Consider the following 23,104-nt stretch of genomic DNA (forward strand, 5'->3'; position numbering starts at 1 on the left):
ATCAAAACATAAACGCCGTAAGTATATAGTCAAAAACAAGTATCAAAATACATGACAGCACAACAGATTCTGTAGTAGATCTACCCACACCTTCAGCACCACCTGATACCGCCATCCCTTTGTAGCAACCAACCAATGTTAAAATAAGCCCAAATACTACAGACTTTATCATGCCATTGTAAAGGTCGCTTAAATCAACATACTGATACATATATTGAAGATAGAGTGTTCTATTTATATCTAATATCTTAACGCCCACGAAATACCCACCCACTACTCCACAAAAAACGGCGATACTGTTTAACAATGGCATAACCAGAAGTCCAGCCAATATCCTGGGGGTCACCAGATACTGAACAGGATCCACCGCAAGTGAATGCAATGCATCGATCTGCTCGGTAACTTTCATTGTACCAATTTCAGCGGTAATGGCAGAACCGGCCCTTGCAGCCACCATGATGGCACTTAAAACAGGTCCAAGCTCCCTTGCCATCCCCAGCCCCACAACAGTACCCACCATATATTCAGCACCAAACTTGTGAAAACCTATATAGCTCTGGAAGGCAAAAACCATCCCCGTAAAAGTCCCTGTAAGAATTATTACAGAAATGGAATTGGCACCTATAAATTCCATCTGTTTTATCAAAAGCTTCCATCTGAAAGGCGGTCTAAAAATCCATAATATTGAATCTATTAAAAGCAAAAAGATCCTTCCGGATTCTAAGGCAAGATTCAATATTGGAGCACCTATAAGGGATAAAACCCTATTCATCTATTCCCTCGTAAATTCTTGGTATTCTTGAAGAAATACTTGTGAGTATTTCATAAGATATGGTGTTACACATCTTTGCCATCTCGTCTGCCCTGATATTATCCCCTAAAATCTCCACCTCTTTATACCACTTCCCTTCCGGCAAATCGCTAATATCTATCATAGTCATATCCATACAGATCCTACCTATTATGGGGCATTTATACCCATCCACATAAACGAACCCTTTGTTTGATAATAGTCTATTGTAACCATCAGCATACCCAATAGGCAAAACTCCAAGAATCGTTTTTTTCCCTGTAATGTAAGTTCTATTATACCCAACTGATTCATTTTTATCAAGATATTTTACATGTATTATCTTTGAAAATATCTTCATCACCGGCTTTATACCAATGTCATAGTCAGATTTAACAAAACCGTAAGTCAAAATTCCTGGCCTTGAATAATCAAAACTGTTTTCAAAAGACAACAAAGCTGAAGAATTAAATAATGAGCTTTTGATGTGAGGAAAAATCTTTTTGGCCCTTTCCACCACTGATGAAAATCTATCTATCTGCCAGGATGTATACTCAAGATCGCTATCGGGACTTGAAAGATGACTCATCAAAACCTTTGGTATCAGATTTGGATATTTTTCATTAAAATCACTGAAATTCATAGAAACATCAAAACCAAGCCTGTTCATACCTGTATCTATTTTTATACTTACAGGATATTTCATCCCTTTTTTTTCGAGATATTTATTAAATCTAAAAGCAATCTCATCATCATATATATTTATCAGGAGATTATTCGTAATCAACTCATTGAAAAAATACTCGTCCACAAATCCCAGGACAATTATTTCCGCTGCTTCACCTATACCATCTCTTAATGTAACCCCTTCTTCAAAGGTTGCAACACAGAATATTCTTATATCAGAATGCTCAAGGGTAAACCTTGCAAGCTCTATTGCACCATGTCCATAGCCATTTGCTTTAATAACAGGAGTAATATACGATTTTGAAAGCTTTCTTGCAATATTTAGATTATTTAAATATCTTTTAAGATCCACCAGCGCATAAGTCCCTCTGAGATTTCTGTTCACTCTTTATCCCCCTGGGACTGCATCCCCGCCTTGTGAAAGAGATAACTTCTTATAAAATCATCCAAGTCACCGTCAAGCACAGCATCAGGATTTCCAGTTTCGTGGCGGGTTCTCAAATCCTTCACCATTTTATAAGGATGCAACACATAGGATCTTATCTGACTGCCAAAATTTATCTCAGTTTTTGAACTTTCAAGCTCATTCTTCTCTTTATTTTTCTTCTCCATCTCTAATTCGTAAAGCTTCGATTTTAATATTTTAAGGGCATGCGCCTTGTTTTTGTGCTGACTTCTCTCATTCTGACAGGAAACAACAATACCCGTAGGTAGATGAGTAATTCTCACTGCAGAGTCTGTTGTATTTACGTGCTGACCACCAGCCCCACCTGACCTGAAAGTATCTATTTTAAGATCCGATTCATTTATGACTATATCCACATCATCATCAATCTCTGGAAGCACAAACACAGATGCAAAAGATGTATGTCTTTTATTGTTTGCATCAAAAGGTGAAAGCCTCACAAGTCTATGCACACCTGTTTCCCCTTTCAGATAGCCATAGGCATAAGGTCCAATTATGTTGAGCGTGGCAGATTTGATACCTGCTTCATCACCTGCCTGGTAATCAAGCATCTCATACTTAAACTTTCTGTTTTCCGCCCACCTGATGTACATCCTCAAGAGCATATTAGCCCAGTCGTTTGCCTCTGTACCGCCAGCCCCAGAATGGATTGTAAGAATTGCGTTGTTTATATCATTTTCCTCATTTAATATAAGTTTTAATTCAAAATCGTTTACTATCTGTTTTAGTTCAGAAAAATTCTCTTCGATTTCTGAAGCAACATTTTCTCCCTCTTCTTGTAATTCGAGTAAGACATCCATATCCTCAAACCTTCTCACAAGATAATACCAGTCATCAAGAAATTTTTTGATATTCGACTGCTCTTTGAGCAGATGTTTAGATTCTTTATTGCTCCAGAAATCTGGATCATGAGTTTGTTTCTCTATATTGGATAATTTTTCCTTAAGCTGCTCTTCATTTACTATTTTTTTAAATCTTACAAGTTTCTCTTTTAAATCTTCATACTCCTGTAAAATCTCTTCTAAAATCATAACCCCTCTACAACGTAATAATCATACCAATTTCATCACAATCCGGAAATTTTGGACATTTCAGACAATCTGACCAGATCTTTCGCGGAAAGCTTTCCTTTTTCACAACTTTGAACCCAACCTTTTCAAAAAATTCCTGTTTATAAGTAAGGGCGAATACCTCTTTAAATCCCATATCTTTTGCTAATTTCAAACATTCATTCACAAGGATCCTACCAATTCCTTTACCATGGGCAGATTCATCCACCGCAAGGGATCTTATCTCTGCTAAGTTACCCAATGTAGGATGAAGAGCACAACAGCCTAAAATTCTTCCATCTTCTTCATACACAAGAAATTCAAAAATCCTCTCAAATATTTGATCAAGACTCAAGTGCAGCATTTCACCTTTATCAGCAAAATGATTTACCAGCTCTTGAATTCTTTTAGCATCGCTGATTTTTGCCTTTCTAATCACTATAAACTCTTCTTAAAAAGATTATAAATTCTTATAGATTCTTCTTTGTCAGGAATAGTATTATACCCCTTTCTGGCTCTTATTGTAAATTTTGTGATCTTCTCATTGACCTCTTTAGCATCAAAATAGTATTTGTAAGAACCTTTTTCCGCCCTCACACTACCTTCAGCTATACTGGAATAGATGACAAGGGCACCATCTTTTTTTATAGTTTGGATAAACTTCTCAATTAGTATCTCTTTGGGTCTATCTATGGAATCAGAAACAGCATCCGCGGTAACACTATAGGTAACACCTGCCCCGGCCACCACAGCAACAGGAACACATCCCGTTATATTAAAAACCGATAACATTAAAAAGAACAAACCTAAAATATATTTTTTCATTATAGTCCTCCTTCTTGTAGATCTACATACAATTGGTATTCTAATTCACAAATTAAAAATTATCAAGAATTTTATTGACATAGAAAAAAATAGGGGGTATTAAATTGAAGTTTTATAAAGGAGTAAAAAATGGGAAAAAATAATTCATCAAAATAAACTAATGCCTTCCAGAGTTTCTGGGAGGCTTTTTTTTTGGAGGTTTTATGGTGGAAAAAGAGATTTTAAACAAGCATGAAATTGACAACATACTGGTAAGACTAAGCTTTCAGATTATCGAAAAGATCAAAGATGATGCCGATTTTGCCCTGGTGGGGATTAAACGAAGAGGAGCCATATTAGCGGATAGGATTGCCTCCACAATTGAAAAATTTAAATCGTTAAAACCAATGATAGGGTATTTAGACATAACCCTTTATCGGGACGACCTGACAGAAATTTCAGAATTTCCAAAACTTTTGGGCTCTGATCTAAACTTTGATGTGAAAGGTAAAACAATAATATTAATTGATGATGTAATATTCACCGGGAGAACTGTGCGGGCTGCTCTTGATGCGATTATCGACTACGGCAGACCAAAAAAAATTATCTTTGTAGCACTGATAGATAGAGGACACAGGGAACTACCCATTCAGCCGGACTTTGTTGGAAAATATGTTCCAACGAATATTGAAGAAAAGATTAACGTAAAACTGCATGAGATAGACGGCTTGGATTCAGTAACCATAGAGAAAAGGGGGTAATATGTTGAATAGAAAAGACCTTACTGGGCTTGTGGATGTCACAAAAGAAGAGATCCTTGAGATACTTGACACAGCTGAAAAATTCAAAGAAATTAATTCAAGGGAGATTAAAAAGGTCCCGGCATTGAAGGGGAAAACCATAGTAAACCTCTTTTTTGAGCCATCCACCAGAACAAGAACATCATTTGAAATTGCAGGCAAAAGATTATCGGCGGATGTGATCAACTTTACTGCATCTGCAAGTAGCACCACAAAAGGGGAAACTCTTATCGATACAGTAAAAAACATAGAATCTATGGGTGTGGATATGTTTGTGGTGCGACACTACTACTCCGGATCGGTAAGATTTATAGCCCAAAATACTAAAGCACACGTCATAAATGCCGGTGATGGTACAAATGAACATCCAACCCAGTCACTTCTTGATCTTTATACGATAAAAGAGCATAAAGGGAATTTGGAAGGGCTAAAAGTGGCAATAATCGGAGACATTACGCATAGCCGTGTGGCAAGATCCAATGCTTGGGCGATGAAAAAACTTGGAATAGATTTAAGACTCTATGGACCTAAAACCATGATACCAAGAGATTACCTACCTTTAGGCTGTAAAGTGTGTAATTCAATGGAGGAAGCCTTAGAAGATTGCGATGTAGTAATGATGCTCAGAATTCAATTAGAAAGGCAGGGGATAGCACTTTTTCCATCTTTAAAAGAATATTCAAAATTATTTGGATTGAATAAAAACAGACTTGAACTTACCAAGAAAGATGCAATTATTATGCACCCTGGTCCAATAAACAGAGGTGTGGAGCTTCCATCTTATCTGGCTGATTGTGACAGATCGGTAATTCTTACTCAGGTGGAAAATGGTGTTGCCGTGAGAATGGCAGTTATGTATCTTCTTGCAATGCAACAAAATACAAAATTGGGGGAATAATATGTCTTTGCTATTAAAAAATTGTGAAATAATAAACTTTGACAAAACAATTAAAGCAGATATTCTCATTGTAGATGATAGAATTAAATCGATAGGATCCATATCCGAAAAAGCTGACAGAACAATAGATTGTACAGGCAAAATAGTAGTACCAGGTCTTATTGATATGCATGTCCATTTCAGAGACCCAGGATTCGAATACAAAGAGGATATAGAATCCGGAAGTAGGGCTGCTGTGGCTGGAGGTGTGACCACATCCCTTCCAATGGCCAACACAAAACCTGTAAACGATAACGCATACATCACAACATATATGATAGATAAAGCAAAAAAAGTAGGACTAATAGATCTTTATCCTGTAGGAGCCATTACCAAGGGGTTGGAAGGCTTAGAGCTTGCAGAAATAGGAGAGATGAAAGCTGCCGGAGCCATAGCCTTCTCCGATGATGGTAAACCTGTAATGAACTCTGAAGTAATGAGAAGGGCTGCAGAGTATATCAATGGTGTGGGTGGTATAGTTCTCTCACATTCTGAAGATATAAACCTTGCTGCAAAAGGAGCCATAAACGATGGAAAAATCTCCACCATCACAGGGTTGAAAGGGATACCGGCGGAAGCAGAAGAGATCATCATCGCCAGAGATATCCTCATATCAAAGCTTACTGGGGCACATTTCCATTTCTGCCATGTCAGTACAAAAGGTTCTCTCGAGTTGATAAGATTTGCAAAAGAAAAAGGTTATAGAGTAACATGTGAAGTGGCACCACATCATTTCTCCCTTACAGAGGATGAGCTTTTATCCTACGACACAAACTACAAAATGAACCCTCCTCTTAGAACAAAAGAGGATGTAGATGCAATAAAAAAAGCATTTAAAGATGGTCTAATTGATTGTATTGCCACTGACCATGCACCCCACCACAGGGATGAAAAATTTGTGGAGTTTGATCTTGCTGCATTCGGAATAATTGGACTTCAAACACTCATCCCGTTAACTTTAAAACTGGTGGAAGAGGAAGTTATAACCCTAAACGATTTTGTAAAATATACCTCTTACAATCCCGCAAAAATTTTGGGATTGGCCGATAAAGGCTTGGTGGCAGAAGGTAAAATAGCAGATTTAGCCATTATAGATAAAGATAAAGAATACATTTTCGACGAAAATCTAAACAGATCCAAATCATCAAATTCACCATTTATTGGTAAAAAACTCAAAGGTATAAACTGTATCACAATAAAATCAGGTAAAATAGTATACGAACTTTAGTAATGTTTTAGGGGGATGAACCATCCCCTGTACATTATATCATCATAAAATCTATAATTAAATCAGATTTGTTATCTACTTTAAAATAAAATAGGGGGGCTAAGCCCCCCCTATTATATTACTCATTACATTTGATTTCAGCAATTTGTTTATAAATATTATATTTCCTTTTAGCAGCCCTATTTGCGTGATCAGCCAATTCTTTACCCCTTTCAGGGAATGTCTGCATAATCGTCTTAAATCTCGTTTCTGTTTTCATATACTCCTCTACTGTAACGGATGGCTCTTTGCTGTCTATTATAAGAGGATTTTTCCCTTCTTTTGCAAGCATAGGGTTAAACCTGTAGAGGTTCCAGTAACCTGACTGAACTGCAAGTTTCTGCTGCTCAACACCTTTTGACATATCTATACCATGAGCTATGCAATGGGAGTATGCTATTATTATAGAAGGACCATCGTAAGCTTCAGCTTCCACAAAAGCCTTTATACACTGTGCAGGGTTTGCAAGAGATACTTTTGCAACATAAACATTTCCGTACGTCATGGCAATCATACCAAGATCTTTCTTGTCACCCTCTTTACCTGCAAAGGCAAACTTAGCAAAAGCACCTGTAGCGGTTGATTTAGAAGCCTGACCACCTGTATTTGAGTAAACTTCTGTATCAAGTATAAGAATATTAACATCCTGAGATTGAGCAATTACATGGTCAAGCCCACCATAGCCAATATCGTAAGCCCAGCCATCGCCACCAACTATCCATATTGACTTTTTAACAAGGTAATCAGCAATCTCATCAAGCTTTTTAGCCTCAACACTTTCGATACCTTTTAAAATTTCCCTGAGTTTAGCCACTCTTTCCCTTTGGGCCTCAATTTCAATCTGATTTCTCTGGGAAGCATTGAGTATCTCATCCACAAGACCGGCACCTATTTTATCTTTTAGTGCGTTTAAATACTCGGTGGCCATCTGATTAAATTTATCCACAGCAAGCCTCATTCCAAAACCAAATTCTGCATTATCTTCAAAAAGTGAATTTGCCCAGGCCGGTCCCCTTCCGTCAAACCTTGTGGTATATGGGGTAGTGGGTAAGTTACCACCATAGATGGAAGAACAACCAGTGGCATTTGCAATGATAGTTCTATCCCCAAAAAGCTGGCAGAGAAGTTTTATATATGGGGTTTCACCACAACCAGCACATGCACCAGAGAATTCAAACATATGAGGAGCAAGTTGGCTACCCTTTAGTGTAGATTTATCATACTTTTTAATATCAAGCTCTGGTATGGATAAGAAGAAGTTGAAATTCTCCCTCTCTTTCTCCCTCAAAGGTACCTGAGGAACCATATTGATCGCTTTTCTAGTGGGATCAGCCTTGCTCTTGGCTGGACAGTTATACACACAGGCACCACAGCCGGTACAGTCTTCAACTGCAACCTGAATGGTACATTTCATACCGGCAAACTCTTTCCCCTTTGCATCCGCAGACTTGAAGGTGGATGGAGCATTTTTTAGTGCATCAGGTTCATAAATTTTCATTCTTATTGTGGCATGTGGGCAAACAAATGAACAGATACCACACTGAATACAGATCTCTGGATCCCACTCCGGTACAAAATTTGCTATATTTCTTTTTTCATATTTACTTGTACCAGTTGGGAAAACCCCATCGTCCGGAAGCCATGACACCGGCACATCATCCCCTTCAAATGCAACCATTTTGCTGATGGCATTCTTAACAATTTCTGGAGCTGTAGGGTCGGTAATGTATTTATGCATCTTAATGTTACTTGTGGCAGTTTTTGGATAATTTACTTCATATACTTCATTAATTCCAGCATCTACAGCAGCTATATTCATATTTACCACTTTATCGCCATATCTACCGTAAGTCTTTTTGATTGTTGATTTGATTGCTTCAACAGCTTTATCAAAAGGTAAAATATTAGAAATTTTAAAGAAAGCTGTCTGAAGAATTGTATTTGTTCTATTACCAAGCCCAATCTTTTCAGCAATCTTATCTGCATCGATCACATAAAATTTGGCTTCTTTTTCTATGAGTTCTTTCTGAACTTCTACTGGCAGTTTATCCCACACTTCATCCTTACCATATGGGCTATTCAAAAGGAATACTCCACCCTTTTTCAAAGGCTTTAATATATCATAGAGCTCAAGGAAAGTGAATTTATGGCAACCAATAAAATCTGCTTTCTGAATAAGATATGAACTTTTTATATCCTTATTACCAAATCTCACGTGGGAAATAGTCATAGATCCAGACTTCTTGGAATCGTAAACGAAGTAAGCCTGTACCTTATTTCCTGTAAGATCACCGATGATCTTAGCAGAGTTTTTATTAGCACCAACCGTACCATCAGAACCGAGTCCGTAAAACATTCCATTGAACACATCGTCCTGAGGAACTAACCAATTTTTATCATATTTAAGACTCTTAAATGTAACATCATCCTCTATACCAACAGAAAATCCATTGATAGGCTCTGCAGCATCAAGATTATCAAATACTGCTTTTACCATAGCTGGAGTGAAATCTTTTGAACCTAGTCCATATCTACCACCAACTATAGTTGGGTATTTAGGATAACTGATCATCTTCTTCTGCATTGCCTCACCAATTGCCGTTCTGACATCGAGATACATAGGCTCCCCTAGTGAACCCGGCTCTTTCGTCCTATCAAGGACGGCTATCTTAAGAGCTGTTTTTGGTAAAGCATTGATGAAAGAATCCAATGGGAATGGTCTATACAACTTGATAACCACAGCACCAACTTTTTCACCTTTAGAATTCATATATTCAACGGTTTCTTTTACCACATCAGCCCCAGAACCCATAATTACGATGACTTTTTCAGCCTGCGGATCTCCAAAATATTCGACTAAATCGTATCTTCTTCCGGTGATGTCAAAGAATTTGTCCATATATTTTTTGGTGATGGCAGGTACTTTCTCATAATATTTATTGCAGGCTTCCCGGCTCTGGAAAAACACATCAGGGTTTTGTGCTGTACCTTTCACTACAGGATGCTCAGGGTTTAACCCTCTTCTTTTATGTGCAGCAATCAGTTCATCATCCAGCATAGCCCTCATATCGTCAAACGTAAGCTCTTCTGTTGTCCTGATCTCATGGGATGTTCTAAAACCGTCAAAGAAATGCAGAAAAGGAACCCTTGATTCAAGAGTGGCTGCCTGAGCAATCAATGCAAAATCCATAACTTCCTGGGGATTACTGGAACACAACATCGCCCACCCTGTTTGCCTGCAGGCCATAACGTCTGAATGATCACCGAAAATCGAGAGTGCATGTGTGGCAACCGCCCTTGCGCTGACATGAAATACTGTGGGTGTAAGTTCCCCTGCTATTTTAAACATGTTAGGTATCATCAATAAAAGCCCTTGTGAGGCTGTAAAAGTCGTAGTCAATGCCCCGGATGCAAGTGCACCATGAACTGCACCAGCAGCCCCCCCCTCAGATTGCATCTCCACAACCTTTGGGACAGTACCCCAGATATTTTTCTCCCCTTTGGCAGACTTTTCATCAGCAATCTCCCCCATAACAGAAGATGGAGTAATAGGGTATATAGCAATAACTTCATTGGTGGCGTGAGCCACATATGCCGCTGCGGTGTTGCCATCAATTTGAACAAACCTTCTTTTCATGTTGCCTCCTTTTTATGTTAAGTAATACTTAATTTTTCTTTAATTTAGATATATATATTAGATTTTACCTAATTAAAACATATTAGTCAATTAAAATATGAATATAATAAAATTATTCTAATAATATCATTATATTACTAACTACAAAGCTTAATAAAACCACCACTGTACTTTTAAAGTAACTGCTTCCAGTCACACGGCTGTAAATAAATACTGAAAGTGACAGATACCAGGATATAAGAATTATTGTAAAATATAATATCTGATCACTTTTTAATAAAAAACTTATTGGTGTAAATATATTTATCAACTCAAGTGGTAAAAAGAGCTTCAAGAACAAAAAAAAGGAAATATTTTTGTTAGGTATAAACAGATAAAGAAACAGTATAAAAAAGAAAGTAAAAAAGATTCCCCCAACTGTATTTCCTAAATCATATAAATTATCAGAATTAATAGATTTATAAGGTATTAATAAAGTTAAAAGAAAAATAGTTATAAGATTATTGGTCAATCTTTTATCAATATATACTCTCAGGAGATCTTTTTCCGAAAAAAAGATAAGCCTCAAACAACAGAAAAATGTCTCAATTAGCCCAGGGTATCTCTCCTCACCATTTTTTGCTTCCATTTTCCCAATCATTCCTTATACTATACCACCAATCATAATAGTGTCCATTTTCTATATATAAACAGAGCTCTTTGGCAAGATTAGTTATCAATCTTCTCTTTGCTGTATCTATCCAATTTTTTGCCTGATTATTCCCTTTATCCAATTCCTCTTTAAGAAAAAGTATCAATTCAAGTGTATCGGCATCTTTTACTATTTTAGACTCCAAGGTATTAAGCCCTTCATATTCCTTTATAAAATCCTTTATCTCCCCCTCAACCGGTAAATCCTTTATAACATCTATTAGTGCCTTTTCATCTTCTGATTTCACATACATCTGCTGTAGATAGTTTAAATCACCGGTTCTACTTTCCTCAATATCATGAAAAAGTGCTGTAATAACTACCTTATAGCTATCAGCCTTCAATATCCTGGAAAGTACATATGCAATAATGGCAACTCTAAAAGAATGGGAAGCCACAGTTTGATTGCCGGTACCTAAAAATATATTGCCACTTCTCTGCATTTTTTGCAGGCTTCCAGTTTCAAAAAAGAAATTAACAACCTTCTCTAAATCAAACATTTCTTAGATCTATCACCCTCTTGGCTTTCCCTTCAAAACGCTCAATAGTTTTAGGCTCCACAAACTTTATAGCTGGCTTGATTCCCAAAACATTAAACATTCTCTCTGTAATCTGCTCCAGAATAGCCTTTTGCTTCTTCATCTCATCAAAAAATAAAGCTTCTGTCATTTCTATATCTATTTCCAGCATGTCAAGCCGCCCTTTCTTTTTTATAAATATCATATAATGTGGTGTGGCCTGATCAAATTCTTTTAACACCTCTTCCACCTGAGATGGGAATATATTCACACCGTTTACTATAATCATATCATCCGTTCTACCAGATGGTTTTTCCATTTTGATGAGGGTCCTTCCACAGGGACATTTATCTCTATAAAGCCTTGTGATATCTCTCGTTCTATACCTTATAAGTGGCATCGCTTCCCTTGTGAGGGTTGTAATCACGAGTTCACCTTTTTCACCTTCAGGTAGTGGCTCACAGGTTTCAGGATCGATTATCTCCACATAAAAATGATCTTCGTTGACATGTAAGCCATTCTTAAATAGGCATTCTCCCGATACACCTGGCCCCATAACTTCAGAAAGACCGTAATTATCTGTTGCTATTACACCAAGTCTTCTTTCCACCTCTTCCCGTATCTTTTCCCCCCATGGTTCACTCCCCAAAAGGGCATATTTAAGATGTATGTCATTTTTAGTAAGATTCAATTTATCAAGTGTCTCTGCTATATGAAGCGCATAGGAAGGTGTGCAAACAAGCACAGAACTTCGGTAATCCTGCATGATCATGATCTGTCTCTTTGTATTTCCGCTGGATACTGGAATAACACTGGCACCGATATGTTCTGCAGCATAATGTAAACCAAATCCACCGGTAAAAAGACCATAAGTAAAAGCTATATGTACAATGTCATTTGCAGTAACCCCTCCTGCCACCATAATTCTTGCCACCAGATCTTTCCAATTTTCAAGATCATTTCTTGTGTATCCCACAACGGTGGGCTTACCGGTGGTACCACTAGAAGAATGAATTCTGACAATATCCCTCAATGGAACGGCAAACATACCATAAGGATAATTATCTCTTAAATCACTTTTATAGGTAAAGGGGAATTTTGCAATATCATCAAGAGATTTTAGCGATTCAGGCTCCAATCCCATTTCTTTAAATTTTTTCCTATAAAAAGTTACATTATCGTAAACTCGATTCAAAACCGATTGAAGTCGCTCCAATTGAATCTGCTTAATCTCGTCCACGGATAACGTTTCTTCTTCCTTTTGCCAGAAATTCATATTACCTCTCCCATTTCTCTTTATATTCCTTACCCAGATATGCACGCTTTATCTCATTGTCATTTATTAACTCATTACTTTTCCCCTGTAATACAATCTTACCATTTTCCAAAACATATCCTCTATCAGCATATTTTAATGCCGCCATGGCATTCTGCTCCACGAGGAAGATTGTAAGACCATTCTTTTTCAAAATAGAAAGTTTCTCATACACCTCTTTTATCACCATAGGTGCCAAACCCATAGAGGGCTCATCCATCAGCAAAAGTTCAGGATCAGAGATCAATGCTCTTGCGATGGCAAGCATCTGCTGTTCTCCTCCGGAGAGCATTCCGGCAAGCTGCCTAAACCGCTCCTTCAAAACCGGAAAAAGATTGACCACCTCATCTATTTTTTTATTTATAAATTGCTTATCTTTCTTAAAGCCTCCCAACTCGAGGTTTTCAAATACCGTCATATTTGGAAATACCCTTCTACCCTCCGGTACGAGAGATAGTCCCATTTCAATCCTCTTATGAGAAGCAACTTTTGATAAATTATTATTTTTAAAAACAACGTCCCCCTCAGAAACGACAAGACCATATATGGCATTAAGCAATGTAGTTTTCCCGGCACCATTTGAACCGATAAGCGCCACAAATTCACCTTTTTTAATGTGAACAGAAACATTTTTCAATGCCACTATCGAACCATATCTAACCGTAAGCGAAGTCACCTTAAGCATCTGTATCACCAAGATAAGCTTTTATTACCTCTTTATTCTGCCTTATTTCGGTATAGGTACCCATTGCAATTACCTTACCAAAGTTTAGACAGACCACATACTTTGCGAGACTTGAAACAAAAGACATGTCATGCTCCACCATTAGAATCCTTATACCCATACCTGCAATTTTGTCTATAATTAACCCTAAATTCTCCTTTTCGGCATTGTTTAGCCCAGCAGCAGGTTCATCCAATAAGATTAGATCGGGATTTGATATCAATGCCCTTGCAAGCTCAAAATTTTTCAAAACACCATACGGTGCAGAATCCGGCTTAAGATGCTGCCATTTAGAAACATTCGTAAGATCCATTACATCTTCTATCTTTTTATTAACCTTTTCCCATAATCTCTTGTTCAATCGCAAAATATCTTTTAAAAATGATGGCTTCTCTTTCTCAAATACACCAAGATATAGATTTTCCCTCAAAGTAGCATCTTTAATAAGATTTAGATTCTGAAAAGTCCGCGAAATCCCCATACTAAAAATTTCATAAGGCTCTCTAAATGTAATGTCTTTGTTGTTGAACACAACTGTACCGTTATCTGGCTTTAGAAAACCTGATATAACGTTGAAAAGTGTAGTTTTACCAGCACCATTGGGACCTATAAGGGCATTTATTCCATCATCTATCGAAAAAGTCACATCAGTAAGAGCTTTTAGACCACCAAAGCTTATGGAGATATCCCTAAGACTTAACATATCTTCCCCAGAATTTTTTAAAGATCCCCGCAATACCCTGCGGAAAAAACATTATGATAATCAGTAACAATGTACCGTATATGATCATCTCATAATCTTCAAAATTTGTTATAAGCTCCGGAAAAGCTGTAAGCATAGTTGCCCCAAGTGTACCACCAACGATACTTCCAAGACCACCCACTGTGGCCATTATAAAGATATCTATGGAATATTTAAGGTTAAACGACACAGGACTGATAAAACCTGAATAAAAAGCAAAGATACTTCCCGTAAGGGAGGTAACAGCCGCCACCAAAACAAAAACAATAAGCTTAACCCTTGAAACATTTACCCCAAACGATTTGGAAGCAAACTCAGACTCTTTGATAAACTTTAATTTATAAGACATATAAGATTTATCAAAAAGTTCAAGCAGGATAGAAAAAATGAAAAAATAGATAGAGATAAAAACGTAAAATTTATCCTCATTATCAAGACTAAAACCAAATAATGACAATTTTGGGATCCCCACAAGCCCTGAGGGGCCACCGGTATAGTTACTAAACTCATTAAAAAATATGTATAAAATCATTCCAAATCCGAGTGTAGCCATAGCCAGATAATGCCCATGAAGTTTTAAAGTGGGGTACCCAACCAAAAAAGCAACAAATGAAGCAATCAGAATACCAATTAATATGGTAAGTATAGGGTTACACCCGAAATGAACCGTTAAAATCCCTGTGGTATAGGCGCCTATTCCATAAAAAGCAGCCTGCCCTAAAGATATAACGCCGGTATAGCCAAAAAGTATGTTTAGCATCGATGCATTTATGGCATTTATCATTATATATATCAGAATACTTTTATAAAACTGATTATCCACAAAAATATAAAACAAAACAATAACAATAGCCAAAAAACTTAAATAAAATAGATTTAATTTCTTCATACTCTTACAGCCTTCTTTTTACCAAATAATCCAGATGGTTTTACAAAAAGAATTAATAGTAGAATAATAAAAGCAAAGGCATCTTTAAACCCTGAAGGTAATATAAATGCAAAAAATCCCTCTATTACACCAAGCAAAAAACCTCCAAAAAGACCACCCCAAAAACTGCCCAATCCTCCAAGGATTGCTGCAGAAAAACCTTTTAATCCTGACATAACTCCATCAGTGTAGGTCACAAATGTAATGGGGGCAACAATCGCACCCGCCAGAGCCCCAAGAAAGCTTGCAATAGCAAAAGACAACATGCGTATCAAATTTACATCTATACCACATATAGTGGAAGCAACCTGATCATCATGGCAGGCTCTAAAAGCTTTACCATATTTAGTATATTTAAAAAATGTTGATAATACTATTGCGGTAAAGAAACATACAACAATAACAACTAAGCTCTGACTGGTGATACTCCCCCCCACAAGCAAAACAGTTTTTTCCTCTACGTATGAAGGTACTGCAAGGGAATCCCTACCCCAGATCACCATAGCTATACCCCTTAATATAATGGCAAGGGCTATGGTAACAGTGATAAGATTTATTTCCGTTTTAAGTCTAACGTACCTTAAAAAAACCCTTTCGAAAAGAATACCTACTAAAAACATTAAAATAAATGTTATCAAAAAGGCAGAAAAAATATTTAATCCAAACATTGTAAGGGTGGTATACATAAGCATACCACCCAAAACCACAAATTCCCCCTGCGCAAAATTTATCAAACCTGTTGTGTTGTAAATAATGTTATAGCCTATGGCAACAAGTGCATATATACTTCCACTTGTAATCCCTGAGTACAAAAACTGCATTATTCAGCAATCTCCCATTCTCCATTTTTGATTCTAATCATCATAAAAGACTCTTTACCCAAACCGTTATGATCATCTTTTGACATATTAAATACACCTGTTACCCCCACAAAACCTTTTATATTCTGAAGGGCATCAGCAATTTTAGCTTTATCTTTTCCTGCTTTTTCAACTGCCATTTTGAAAAGATGAAAAGCATCATAAGCATACCCTCCAAAAGGGGAAACAGGAGAGTTAAATTTAGCCTCAAAACTCTTTTTATATGCCATTAAAATCGGTTTATATTTATCACTATCTGGCAATTTGTCAACCACAACTAACCTGCCGGCTGGTAGGTAAATTCCATCGGTAGCAGCACCCGCAAGCTCTATAAATTTTTTGGAAGCAACACCATGAGACATAAAAAGTGGGATATTCATATTCAACTGTTTATAGTTTTTAGCAATTACCGCAGGTGCAGGACCCACACCCCAGCAGATTACAGCATCAGGTTTTTTGGCAGCAATTTTTGAAAGTTGGGAGGTCATATCTTTATCTGTATCTTTAAATCTTTCGTCCGCCACTACTTCAAGCTCATAATTTTTAGCTTCAGCAATAAGAGCATTTCTGCCGGTATCTCCAAATCCATCCTGAGATGTAATTATGGCAATCTTTTTCTTACCATTTTTTTTCAGATAATCGTATATCTTCTCCACCGCCTGTTCATCTGATTGTGGAGTTTTAAAGATATATTTTTGAACAGGATATACAATGGTTTTGCTCGCAGCTACAGAAATTAAAGGGATACCCATTTCCTGTGCAAGCTCTTTTATGGCCAGAGATGTCCCGGTCCTCGATGGACCTATCACAGCAATGACTTTATCATTCTGTACCAATCTTAAAAACTTTTTCCTTGCTTCGGCATCTTCCCCTTTATCATCATAGATAATAAGATCTATCTTCTCACCATTTATACCATTTTTCTTGTTCAACTCTTCCACAAGCATTTCTAATGTCTGTTTTTCTGGCAAACCAAGGTAAGAGGCTGGTCCAGTAATTGAAAAAATAGCACCAAGTTTAATATCAGCCAATGCCACTGTTGTAAAAATTAATACCATTAAAAAGCTAAAGATCATCCTTCTCATCACAATTTACCCCATCACAAAATTATTTTAAAAGTTTCCACTTCATATTGTCAATTTTTACCATAACAAATGCATCCTTTGAAAGACCATTATGATCTGTTTCAGAAAAATTGAATGTACCATAAGTCCCAACATAACCCCTTATCTTTTCGATATTTGAGGCTAAATCATCCCCCCCCATCTTTATAGATTGTTGAACTATCTGGATGGCATCATAAGCATGACCCCCAAATGTAGAAACAGGGGTTTTATATCTGCCTTCATAATCTTTGATATATGACAACAAAATTCCTTTATATTTATCGTTTGCTGGTAGTTGATCCGCCACGATCATCCTTCCGGCAGGTAGTATAATACCGTTTGCAGCATCCTTAGCCAATTCTATAAACTTAGCTGATGCAACACCATGGCTCATTACTAATTGAGCATTTATCTTTAGCTGCATGAAATTCTTTGCAATAATTGCAGGAGCAGGTCCCACCCCCCAGCAGATTACAGCATCAGGCTTTTTGGCAGCTATTTTTGAAAGGTGAGATGTCATATCTTTATCTGTATCAAGATATTTTTCATCAGCCACAATCTCTATACCAAAATTCTTAGCTTCTTTAAGTAGAGATGCTCTTCCGGAATCACCATAACCATTTTGAACCGTTAAAAGTGCCACCTTCACCTTTTTATTTGCTGAGAGATATGAATAAATAGTCTGAACCGCATGATCATCTGAAGGGGCTACTTTAAAAACATACTTGTTAATAGGGTTAACTATTCTATCACTTGAGGCCATACTAATGACAGGTATCTTATATTGCAAAGCAAGATCTTTTATGGCTAAACTCTCCCCTGACGTGGTCGGTCCCAAAACTATCTTCACCTCATCCTTCTGAACAAGCCTTATAAATTTCTTTCTTGCCTCATCATCAATACTTTGGGTATCATAGACTATAAGGTTGATCTTATGACCATTTATCCCCCCATTTTTATTAATTTCTTCCACCATCATCTCAAGTGTCTGTTTCTCCGGCAGGCCAAGGATAGATGCCGGACCTGTCAAAGCTAGGAGTGCACCAACCTTAATCTCAGCAAAAAGATAACCAGCACAAAGCAGAAAAGCGATTGTAAAAAATTTTTTCATAATTCACCTCTATATACCATATATTCTAACACCCTCAATGGTTTTAATTCCATTCTTCTCCAGAGCATCAAGAGCTCTATCAACCTCATCAAAGCGAAAAATCATCACAGCAAAATCTGAGCTTTTCTCCACAAATGCGTACATATATTCAACATTTACATCATTGGCGCTCAACACATTCAATACAGAAGCAAGGCCACCAGGCACATCAGGAACTTCAACGGCTATAACCTCCGTTTTCCCCACCGTAAAGCCATTCTGTTTTAAAAGGGTAAAAGCTTTTTCAGGATCATTCACTATCAATCTTAAAATTCCAAAATCTGATGTATCTGCCAAAGATAGTGCTCTAATATTAAGATTATTTTTACCCAAAAGATCACAAATCTCAAACAACCTACCCGATTTGTTTTCGATAAAAACAGAGATCTGAGTAATCTTCATATATACCCCCTATTATAGTTTTCTTTTATCAATTACTCTTTTAGCTTTCCCTTCGCTTCTTTCTAAAGTTTTTGGCTCCACGAGTCTTACCTTACAGGTAATGCCGATCAGGTCTTTAATATTTTTCTCAATTGTCTGTTCAAGATTTTGGAGTACTTTTATTTCATCAGAGAAAAACTCCTCACTCACCTCGACTAAAACCTCCAGTTGATCAAGATTATTAACTCTATCCACAATAATTTGATAATGCGGCAAAACCCCCTTGGTTTCAATAAGGATAGATTCTATCTGGGATGGAAATAGGTTTACACCTCTAATTATGAGCATGTCATCTGTTCTACCGGTAACCTTTTCCATCCTGACAAATGTTCTACCGCAGATACATGGCTCCTTTATGATCCTTGATATATCTCTTGTCCTATATCTAATGACAGGTAAAGCCTCTTTGGTGAGACTGGTAAAAACTATCTCCCCTTTTTCACCATAGGGTAAAGGTTCACCTGTGTCAGGATCTATAACCTCCACCAGAAAGTGATCTTCATTTATATGCAAGCCAGATTTGGCTTCTATACACTCAAACGAAACACCCGGCCCAATAACTTCACTCAAACCATAAATATCTATGGCATCTATTCCCCATTTCTCCTCAATCTCCCTTCTCATTTCGTTTGTCCATGGCTCTGCACCAAATATACCAACCCTCAAAGGAAGCTCCTTTACATTTATTCCTTCTTCAAGAGCAGCTTCATACAAACTAAGTGCATATGAGGGAGTACACGAAATTGCATTCGATCCAAAATCTTTCATCAGCATTACCTGTCTCTTAGAATTACCCCCAGATATAGGAATTACTGTAGCCCCAATCATCTCAGCACCATAATGGGCTCCAAGACCACCGGTAAATAGTCCATATCCATAGGCATTTTGAAGTATATCACCTTTTTTAACACCTGCAGCAGTAAAGGTACGTGCCATAAGCTCCGCCCATGTGGTGATATCCCTTCTGGTATACCCAACAACGGTTGGCTTTCCCGTCGTACCACTTGAAGCATGAACCCTAACCACCTGATCCCTTGGAACGGCAAACAAACCAAAAGGGTAATTATCCCTGAGATCCTGTTTAGTGGTAAAAGGAACATACTTTAAATCAGACAGCTGTTTTAATTTATCCGGATGAAACCCCACCTCATCAAATTTTTTCTTGTAAAAAGGAACTGTAGCATATACCCTTTCAAGTGTAGTTTTTAGCCTTTTAAATTGAAGAGCTTCTAAAGCCTCCCTTGGAAGAGTTTCGAATTCTTCGTTCCATATCATAACACAACCCCACTTAAAAAAATTTAATATCCTTTAACAAGATTTCGGTAAAATGTCAAATATTATTTAACCTAATACCATCTAAACACTATATCAAAGAACAGAGTAGATAATGAAGGACACCTTTAAATATAATCCCAACCGTAGCACCCAAAGCAGCTTGCTTTAAAACCTTTTTGGTGGTATCACCTGCAGAACAGAGTACCATAACACCCACAATATCAAAAGGGTTTATTATAAAACCAGCTATTAGATTTAAATCCTTTGCAGTCATAATCCCGGATTTGATTAGATCAATAGTCACCGCCATCATGGCTGTACCACCAGCTAAAAATTTGGTTACAATAGGCAAAGTAACAGAAGGGTTTACCCCAAAAATTGTTATGAAAGGTTTAAATATACCCTCCAAGAATAAGATAAAGTTTATCGATTTTAAAACATTCACCACAAATATAGCAAGCAGTATAAGAGGTATAGATCTAATAATCAGATTAACCGCCTCATTCCCACCTTCCAACAAAATAGATAATACAGACTTATCAGATCTTTTCTCCAAAACCTCTCTATGTAGAATATTATCGTAGCTGAGGTGTTTGCCAAAAATATAAAAGGTAATGGATGATGCAAGAATGCCACCGATGATAGAAGTAATAAAGATAATCTTGAAGTTCAAACCATAAACTATCAATGGAAAGACAGCATTTGCTTGGGACATGGTAAAGATCATGGCAAGAGATGAAGCGATCTCCCTTTCGGATATCTTCTCCTTTTCCATTATAGTAAGGGTAGCAATAGGAGCAGCAAAACTTACAAGAAGTATCTGCAAAGCTGCAAATATCCCAAGACCAGGCAAACCAAATAGTTTTAAAATGGGATAAAAAAATCTTGAAATAAAACTTAGGACCCTCTTTTCCTCCATCAGATGCATAAAAGACATCATCACCACCATAACAGGTAGCAGGACATAAAGGCATAGATCAATGGCGCTTTTACCAGACTTTAATATGAGATCTATAAGCATTCAAAACCTCAAGAAATCATTTTCACAAGTATTATAGCATAATTTGCTCAAATAGCAATATTTTCATTTTTCTGGTATTACCCAATTTTTAATCACTTTAATAAGATGACGGAATGTGTGCCATTATATTACATCTAACAAACTAATAAATAACAACTATTTCACTCAAGCTGATTCGTTCCACTACTTTTTTAATTTTTTTTCTTGACATACTATAAAAAAATTGTTATAAGGCACATCCGCAGTCGATGATCCCCGATAGCTCAATCGGCAGAGCGGGTGGCTGTTAACCACTAGGTTGGCGGTTCGAGTCCGTCTCGGGGAGCCAGAATTCAACCCGCCAACTCTGGCGGTTCATGTTTAACGTAAGACCCCGTGGGGTGATCCCCTCGGGGTCTCGTCTTTTCCGGCGTGTCCACGCCGACTTACGCCCGCCTGAGACATCCTCCGGCATCCCGGTCCTGCAGGTCCCGGAGGAGGATATCCTCGCCGTCGGGACCACCAATCCACTCGCCGACGTGGCCACACAAGCGCGCATCGTGGCTCCCATGTCCAATCCCGAGCCAATCCCCGGCGGCCCTTCCCTCCACCGCCGAGTCCTGGTTCGGCGCAGGTCCACGGAACCGTGCTTCCGGCATGGCTCTACGTGGGTGAAAATCCGATCTCAGACAGGCTTACCCCTATCGGTGGGTCCCGATGGCTCCGGAAGCCTTGACTGGGTTATACTCGGTCAAATACGTAAAATAACCGGACAAAACGCTTGACAATGGACCTCAGACTGATATATTGTAACTCTGTTTGTCCTGGTTTATTGGGACGTAAACGTCGAAGGCTGGAACGTGGTACACCAATCAACCAAGAGAAAGAGGCCGCTGCGAGGCAACCAATGAGGCCAAACGTGACTGGAGTCGAATGATGGAAGACCGATGGCTCTCAGTAGATGAGATTGCGGACCATTTCGGCATTAATCGGGATACGGTCTACAAGTGGATTAGTGAACGGCAGATGCCGGGCCACAAGAAAGAAGTGAACTAGTTGGTGAAGTCTGAAGGAGATCGCTAATGGCAGAACCACTCGCAGATAGAGTCATACGAGGAATTGGACAGGCTGCCGAGCTGTACCACCGTCTTGTCATGCTGGTGGCCCCGGCTGGTTCGGGCAAGACCACCGACCAGCAGGTGAAAATCCGGGAGTACCTGACCCCCTTCGCCAAGTTCTATGGCCGCATGAACGAGCGCATGGACGAGTTTGTGCGCCTCTTCCCCGTGCATCCGGACTACATTGACACCTTCGAGCGGGTCACCGCGGTGGAAAAATGCGAGGTGCTCAAGACCCTGTCCTTGGCCGTCAGAAAGCGGCTCGAATGGACAATACTACGCCAAGGAGCACGGGCATGACAAGCACGGGTATGACAAAGGAACACGAGATTGAACAAGGGCTGCTCGAAAAGCTGCAAGCCCTCAAATACACCTACCGCCCCGACATCCGCGACCGCGAGACGCTCGAGCGCAACTTCCGGAAGAAGTTCGAGGCGCTCAATCAGATCCAGCTCACAGACGACGAGTTCAAGCGGCTCCTCGACGAGATCGTATCCCCCGACGTCTTCGCCTGTTCCGAGCGGCTTCGCCACCGCAACACCTTCCAGCGCGAGAACGGCACGCCCCTGCACTACCAGCTCGTCAACCTCAAAGACTGGTGCAAGAACGAGTTCGAGGTGGTCAGCCAGCTCCGCATCAACACCCGCTCGAGCTTCCACCGCTACGACGTGATCCTGCTCGTGAACGGCCTGCCCCTCGCCCAGATCGAACTCAAGTCGCTCCAGGTCAGCCCCCGCCGGGCCATGCAGCAGATCGTCGAGTACAAGCAGGATGCGGGCAACGGCTACACGAATACCCTG

Annotated in this window: 22 protein-coding genes, 1 tRNA gene and 1 pseudogene; 7 read left to right on the plus strand and 17 right to left on the minus strand. The window is 38.5% G+C overall.

Going from position 1 to position 23,104, the window contains the following annotated elements; all coding sequences use genetic code 11:
* Position 1: 1 nt before the first annotated feature.
* The 5 genes from ACP5Q2_RS03670 to ACP5Q2_RS03690 are packed head-to-tail and all read right to left on the minus strand — an operon-like array spanning position 2 to position 3,817.
* Positions 2–772, minus strand: coding sequence for an MlaE family ABC transporter permease (locus ACP5Q2_RS03670; RefSeq protein WP_424605526.1), 771 nt, complete (start codon positions 770–772; stop codon positions 2–4).
* A complete protein-coding gene (gene alr, locus ACP5Q2_RS03675; protein WP_428097331.1) occupies positions 765–1,862 on the minus strand; it encodes an alanine racemase in 1,098 nt (365 codons plus the stop codon). The genes ACP5Q2_RS03670 and alr overlap by 8 nt, the downstream gene beginning before the upstream one ends.
* Positions 1,859–2,974, minus strand: coding sequence for a peptide chain release factor 2 (gene prfB / locus ACP5Q2_RS03680; RefSeq protein WP_424605524.1), 1,116 nt, complete (start codon positions 2,972–2,974; stop codon positions 1,859–1,861). Before prfB ends, alr begins: the two co-directional genes overlap by 4 nt.
* Positions 2,975–2,981: 7 nt before the next feature.
* On the minus strand, positions 2,982–3,431 hold the full coding sequence (locus ACP5Q2_RS03685) for an N-acetyltransferase (protein ID WP_424605523.1): 450 nt from the start codon (positions 3,429–3,431) through the stop codon (positions 2,982–2,984).
* On the minus strand, positions 3,431–3,817 hold the full coding sequence (locus ACP5Q2_RS03690) for a hypothetical protein (RefSeq protein WP_424605522.1): 387 nt from the start codon (positions 3,815–3,817) through the stop codon (positions 3,431–3,433). Before ACP5Q2_RS03690 ends, ACP5Q2_RS03685 begins: the two co-directional genes overlap by 1 nt.
* A 203-nt stretch (positions 3,818–4,020) precedes the next feature.
* On the opposite strand from ACP5Q2_RS03690, the gene pyrR reads away from it, so the two are divergent.
* The 3 genes from pyrR to ACP5Q2_RS03705 are packed head-to-tail and all read left to right on the plus strand — an operon-like array spanning position 4,021 to position 6,761.
* Positions 4,021–4,557, plus strand: coding sequence for a bifunctional pyr operon transcriptional regulator/uracil phosphoribosyltransferase PyrR (pyrR, locus tag ACP5Q2_RS03695; protein WP_424605521.1), 537 nt, complete (start codon positions 4,021–4,023; stop codon positions 4,555–4,557).
* A 1-nt stretch (position 4,558) separates the two neighbouring features.
* Positions 4,559–5,494 (plus strand): aspartate carbamoyltransferase catalytic subunit, encoded by a 936-nt coding sequence (locus ACP5Q2_RS03700; protein WP_424605520.1) that lies wholly within the window; start codon positions 4,559–4,561, stop codon positions 5,492–5,494.
* Between the two features lies 1 nt (position 5,495).
* Positions 5,496–6,761: a dihydroorotase gene (locus ACP5Q2_RS03705; RefSeq protein WP_424605519.1), complete on the plus strand. Its 1,266-nt coding sequence runs from the start codon at positions 5,496–5,498 to the stop codon at positions 6,759–6,761.
* A gap of 118 nt (positions 6,762–6,879) precedes the next feature.
* Here the strand turns inward: ACP5Q2_RS03705 and nifJ are convergent, their stop codons facing one another.
* The 12 genes from nifJ to ACP5Q2_RS03765 form a co-directional block, all read right to left on the minus strand.
* The gene (gene nifJ, locus ACP5Q2_RS03710) at positions 6,880–10,437 is read right to left on the minus strand and encodes a pyruvate:ferredoxin (flavodoxin) oxidoreductase (protein ID WP_428097337.1); all 3,558 of its coding nucleotides are present in this window, start codon (positions 10,435–10,437) and stop codon (positions 6,880–6,882) included.
* Positions 10,438–11,045: 608 nt separating this feature from the next.
* Entirely contained in the window at positions 11,046–11,627 is a 582-nt protein-coding gene (locus ACP5Q2_RS03715) for an HD domain-containing protein (protein ID WP_424605517.1), read from the minus strand.
* Complete coding sequence (locus tag ACP5Q2_RS03720) at positions 11,620–12,921, minus strand: phenylacetate--CoA ligase family protein (protein ID WP_424605516.1); 1,302 nt, start codon at positions 12,919–12,921, stop codon at positions 11,620–11,622. Before ACP5Q2_RS03720 ends, ACP5Q2_RS03715 begins: the two co-directional genes overlap by 8 nt.
* Position 12,922: 1 nt before the next feature.
* Positions 12,923–13,645, minus strand: a complete 723-nt coding sequence (locus ACP5Q2_RS03725; RefSeq protein WP_424605515.1) for an ABC transporter ATP-binding protein — start codon at positions 13,643–13,645, stop codon at positions 12,923–12,925.
* Complete coding sequence (locus ACP5Q2_RS03730) at positions 13,638–14,387, minus strand: ABC transporter ATP-binding protein (protein WP_424605514.1); 750 nt, start codon at positions 14,385–14,387, stop codon at positions 13,638–13,640. Before ACP5Q2_RS03730 ends, ACP5Q2_RS03725 begins: the two co-directional genes overlap by 8 nt.
* Positions 14,374–15,315 (minus strand): branched-chain amino acid ABC transporter permease, encoded by a 942-nt coding sequence (locus tag ACP5Q2_RS03735; protein WP_428097343.1) that lies wholly within the window; start codon positions 15,313–15,315, stop codon positions 14,374–14,376. The genes ACP5Q2_RS03730 and ACP5Q2_RS03735 overlap by 14 nt, the downstream gene beginning before the upstream one ends.
* Entirely contained in the window at positions 15,312–16,175 is an 864-nt protein-coding gene (locus tag ACP5Q2_RS03740; RefSeq protein WP_428097346.1) for a branched-chain amino acid ABC transporter permease, read from the minus strand. Before ACP5Q2_RS03740 ends, ACP5Q2_RS03735 begins: the two co-directional genes overlap by 4 nt.
* Positions 16,175–17,299: an ABC transporter substrate-binding protein gene (locus tag ACP5Q2_RS03745; protein ID WP_428097375.1), complete on the minus strand. Its 1,125-nt coding sequence runs from the start codon at positions 17,297–17,299 to the stop codon at positions 16,175–16,177. The genes ACP5Q2_RS03740 and ACP5Q2_RS03745 overlap by 1 nt, the downstream gene beginning before the upstream one ends.
* 22 nt (positions 17,300–17,321) lie before the next feature.
* Positions 17,322–18,431, minus strand: coding sequence for an ABC transporter substrate-binding protein (locus ACP5Q2_RS03750; RefSeq protein ID WP_428097349.1), 1,110 nt, complete (start codon positions 18,429–18,431; stop codon positions 17,322–17,324).
* A 9-nt stretch (positions 18,432–18,440) separates the two neighbouring features.
* Positions 18,441–18,872, minus strand: coding sequence for an ACT domain-containing protein (locus ACP5Q2_RS03755; RefSeq protein WP_428097352.1), 432 nt, complete (start codon positions 18,870–18,872; stop codon positions 18,441–18,443).
* A gap of 12 nt (positions 18,873–18,884) precedes the next feature.
* Positions 18,885–20,186: a phenylacetate--CoA ligase family protein gene (locus ACP5Q2_RS03760; RefSeq protein WP_428097354.1), complete on the minus strand. Its 1,302-nt coding sequence runs from the start codon at positions 20,184–20,186 to the stop codon at positions 18,885–18,887.
* An 88-nt stretch (positions 20,187–20,274) separates the two neighbouring features.
* Positions 20,275–21,207 carry a nucleoside recognition domain-containing protein gene (locus ACP5Q2_RS03765; protein WP_428097357.1) on the minus strand — a complete coding sequence of 311 codons (933 nt, stop codon included), beginning with the start codon at positions 21,205–21,207 and terminating at the stop codon, positions 20,275–20,277.
* A 252-nt stretch (positions 21,208–21,459) separates the two neighbouring features.
* On the opposite strand from ACP5Q2_RS03765, the gene ACP5Q2_RS03770 reads away from it, so the two are divergent.
* From ACP5Q2_RS03770 to ACP5Q2_RS03785, 4 genes and pseudogenes are all read left to right on the plus strand, one after another.
* Positions 21,460–21,535 (plus strand) — tRNA-Asn (locus ACP5Q2_RS03770).
* A 587-nt stretch (positions 21,536–22,122) separates the two neighbouring features.
* Positions 22,123–22,242, plus strand: coding sequence for a helix-turn-helix domain-containing protein (locus ACP5Q2_RS03775; RefSeq protein WP_428097360.1), 120 nt, complete (start codon positions 22,123–22,125; stop codon positions 22,240–22,242).
* A gap of 125 nt (positions 22,243–22,367) precedes the next feature.
* Positions 22,368–22,559, plus strand: a pseudogene (locus ACP5Q2_RS03780) (DUF6079 family protein); the annotation flags it as partial.
* A 56-nt stretch (positions 22,560–22,615) separates the two neighbouring features.
* Positions 22,616–23,104: type I restriction endonuclease (locus tag ACP5Q2_RS03785; RefSeq protein WP_428097378.1), on the plus strand; the 489-nt coding region annotated here is incomplete at its 3' end.

The sequence above is a fragment of the Calditerrivibrio sp. genome (assembly GCF_049968475.1).
Lineage (GTDB): Bacteria > Chrysiogenota > Deferribacteres > Deferribacterales > Calditerrivibrionaceae > Calditerrivibrio > Calditerrivibrio nitroreducens_A.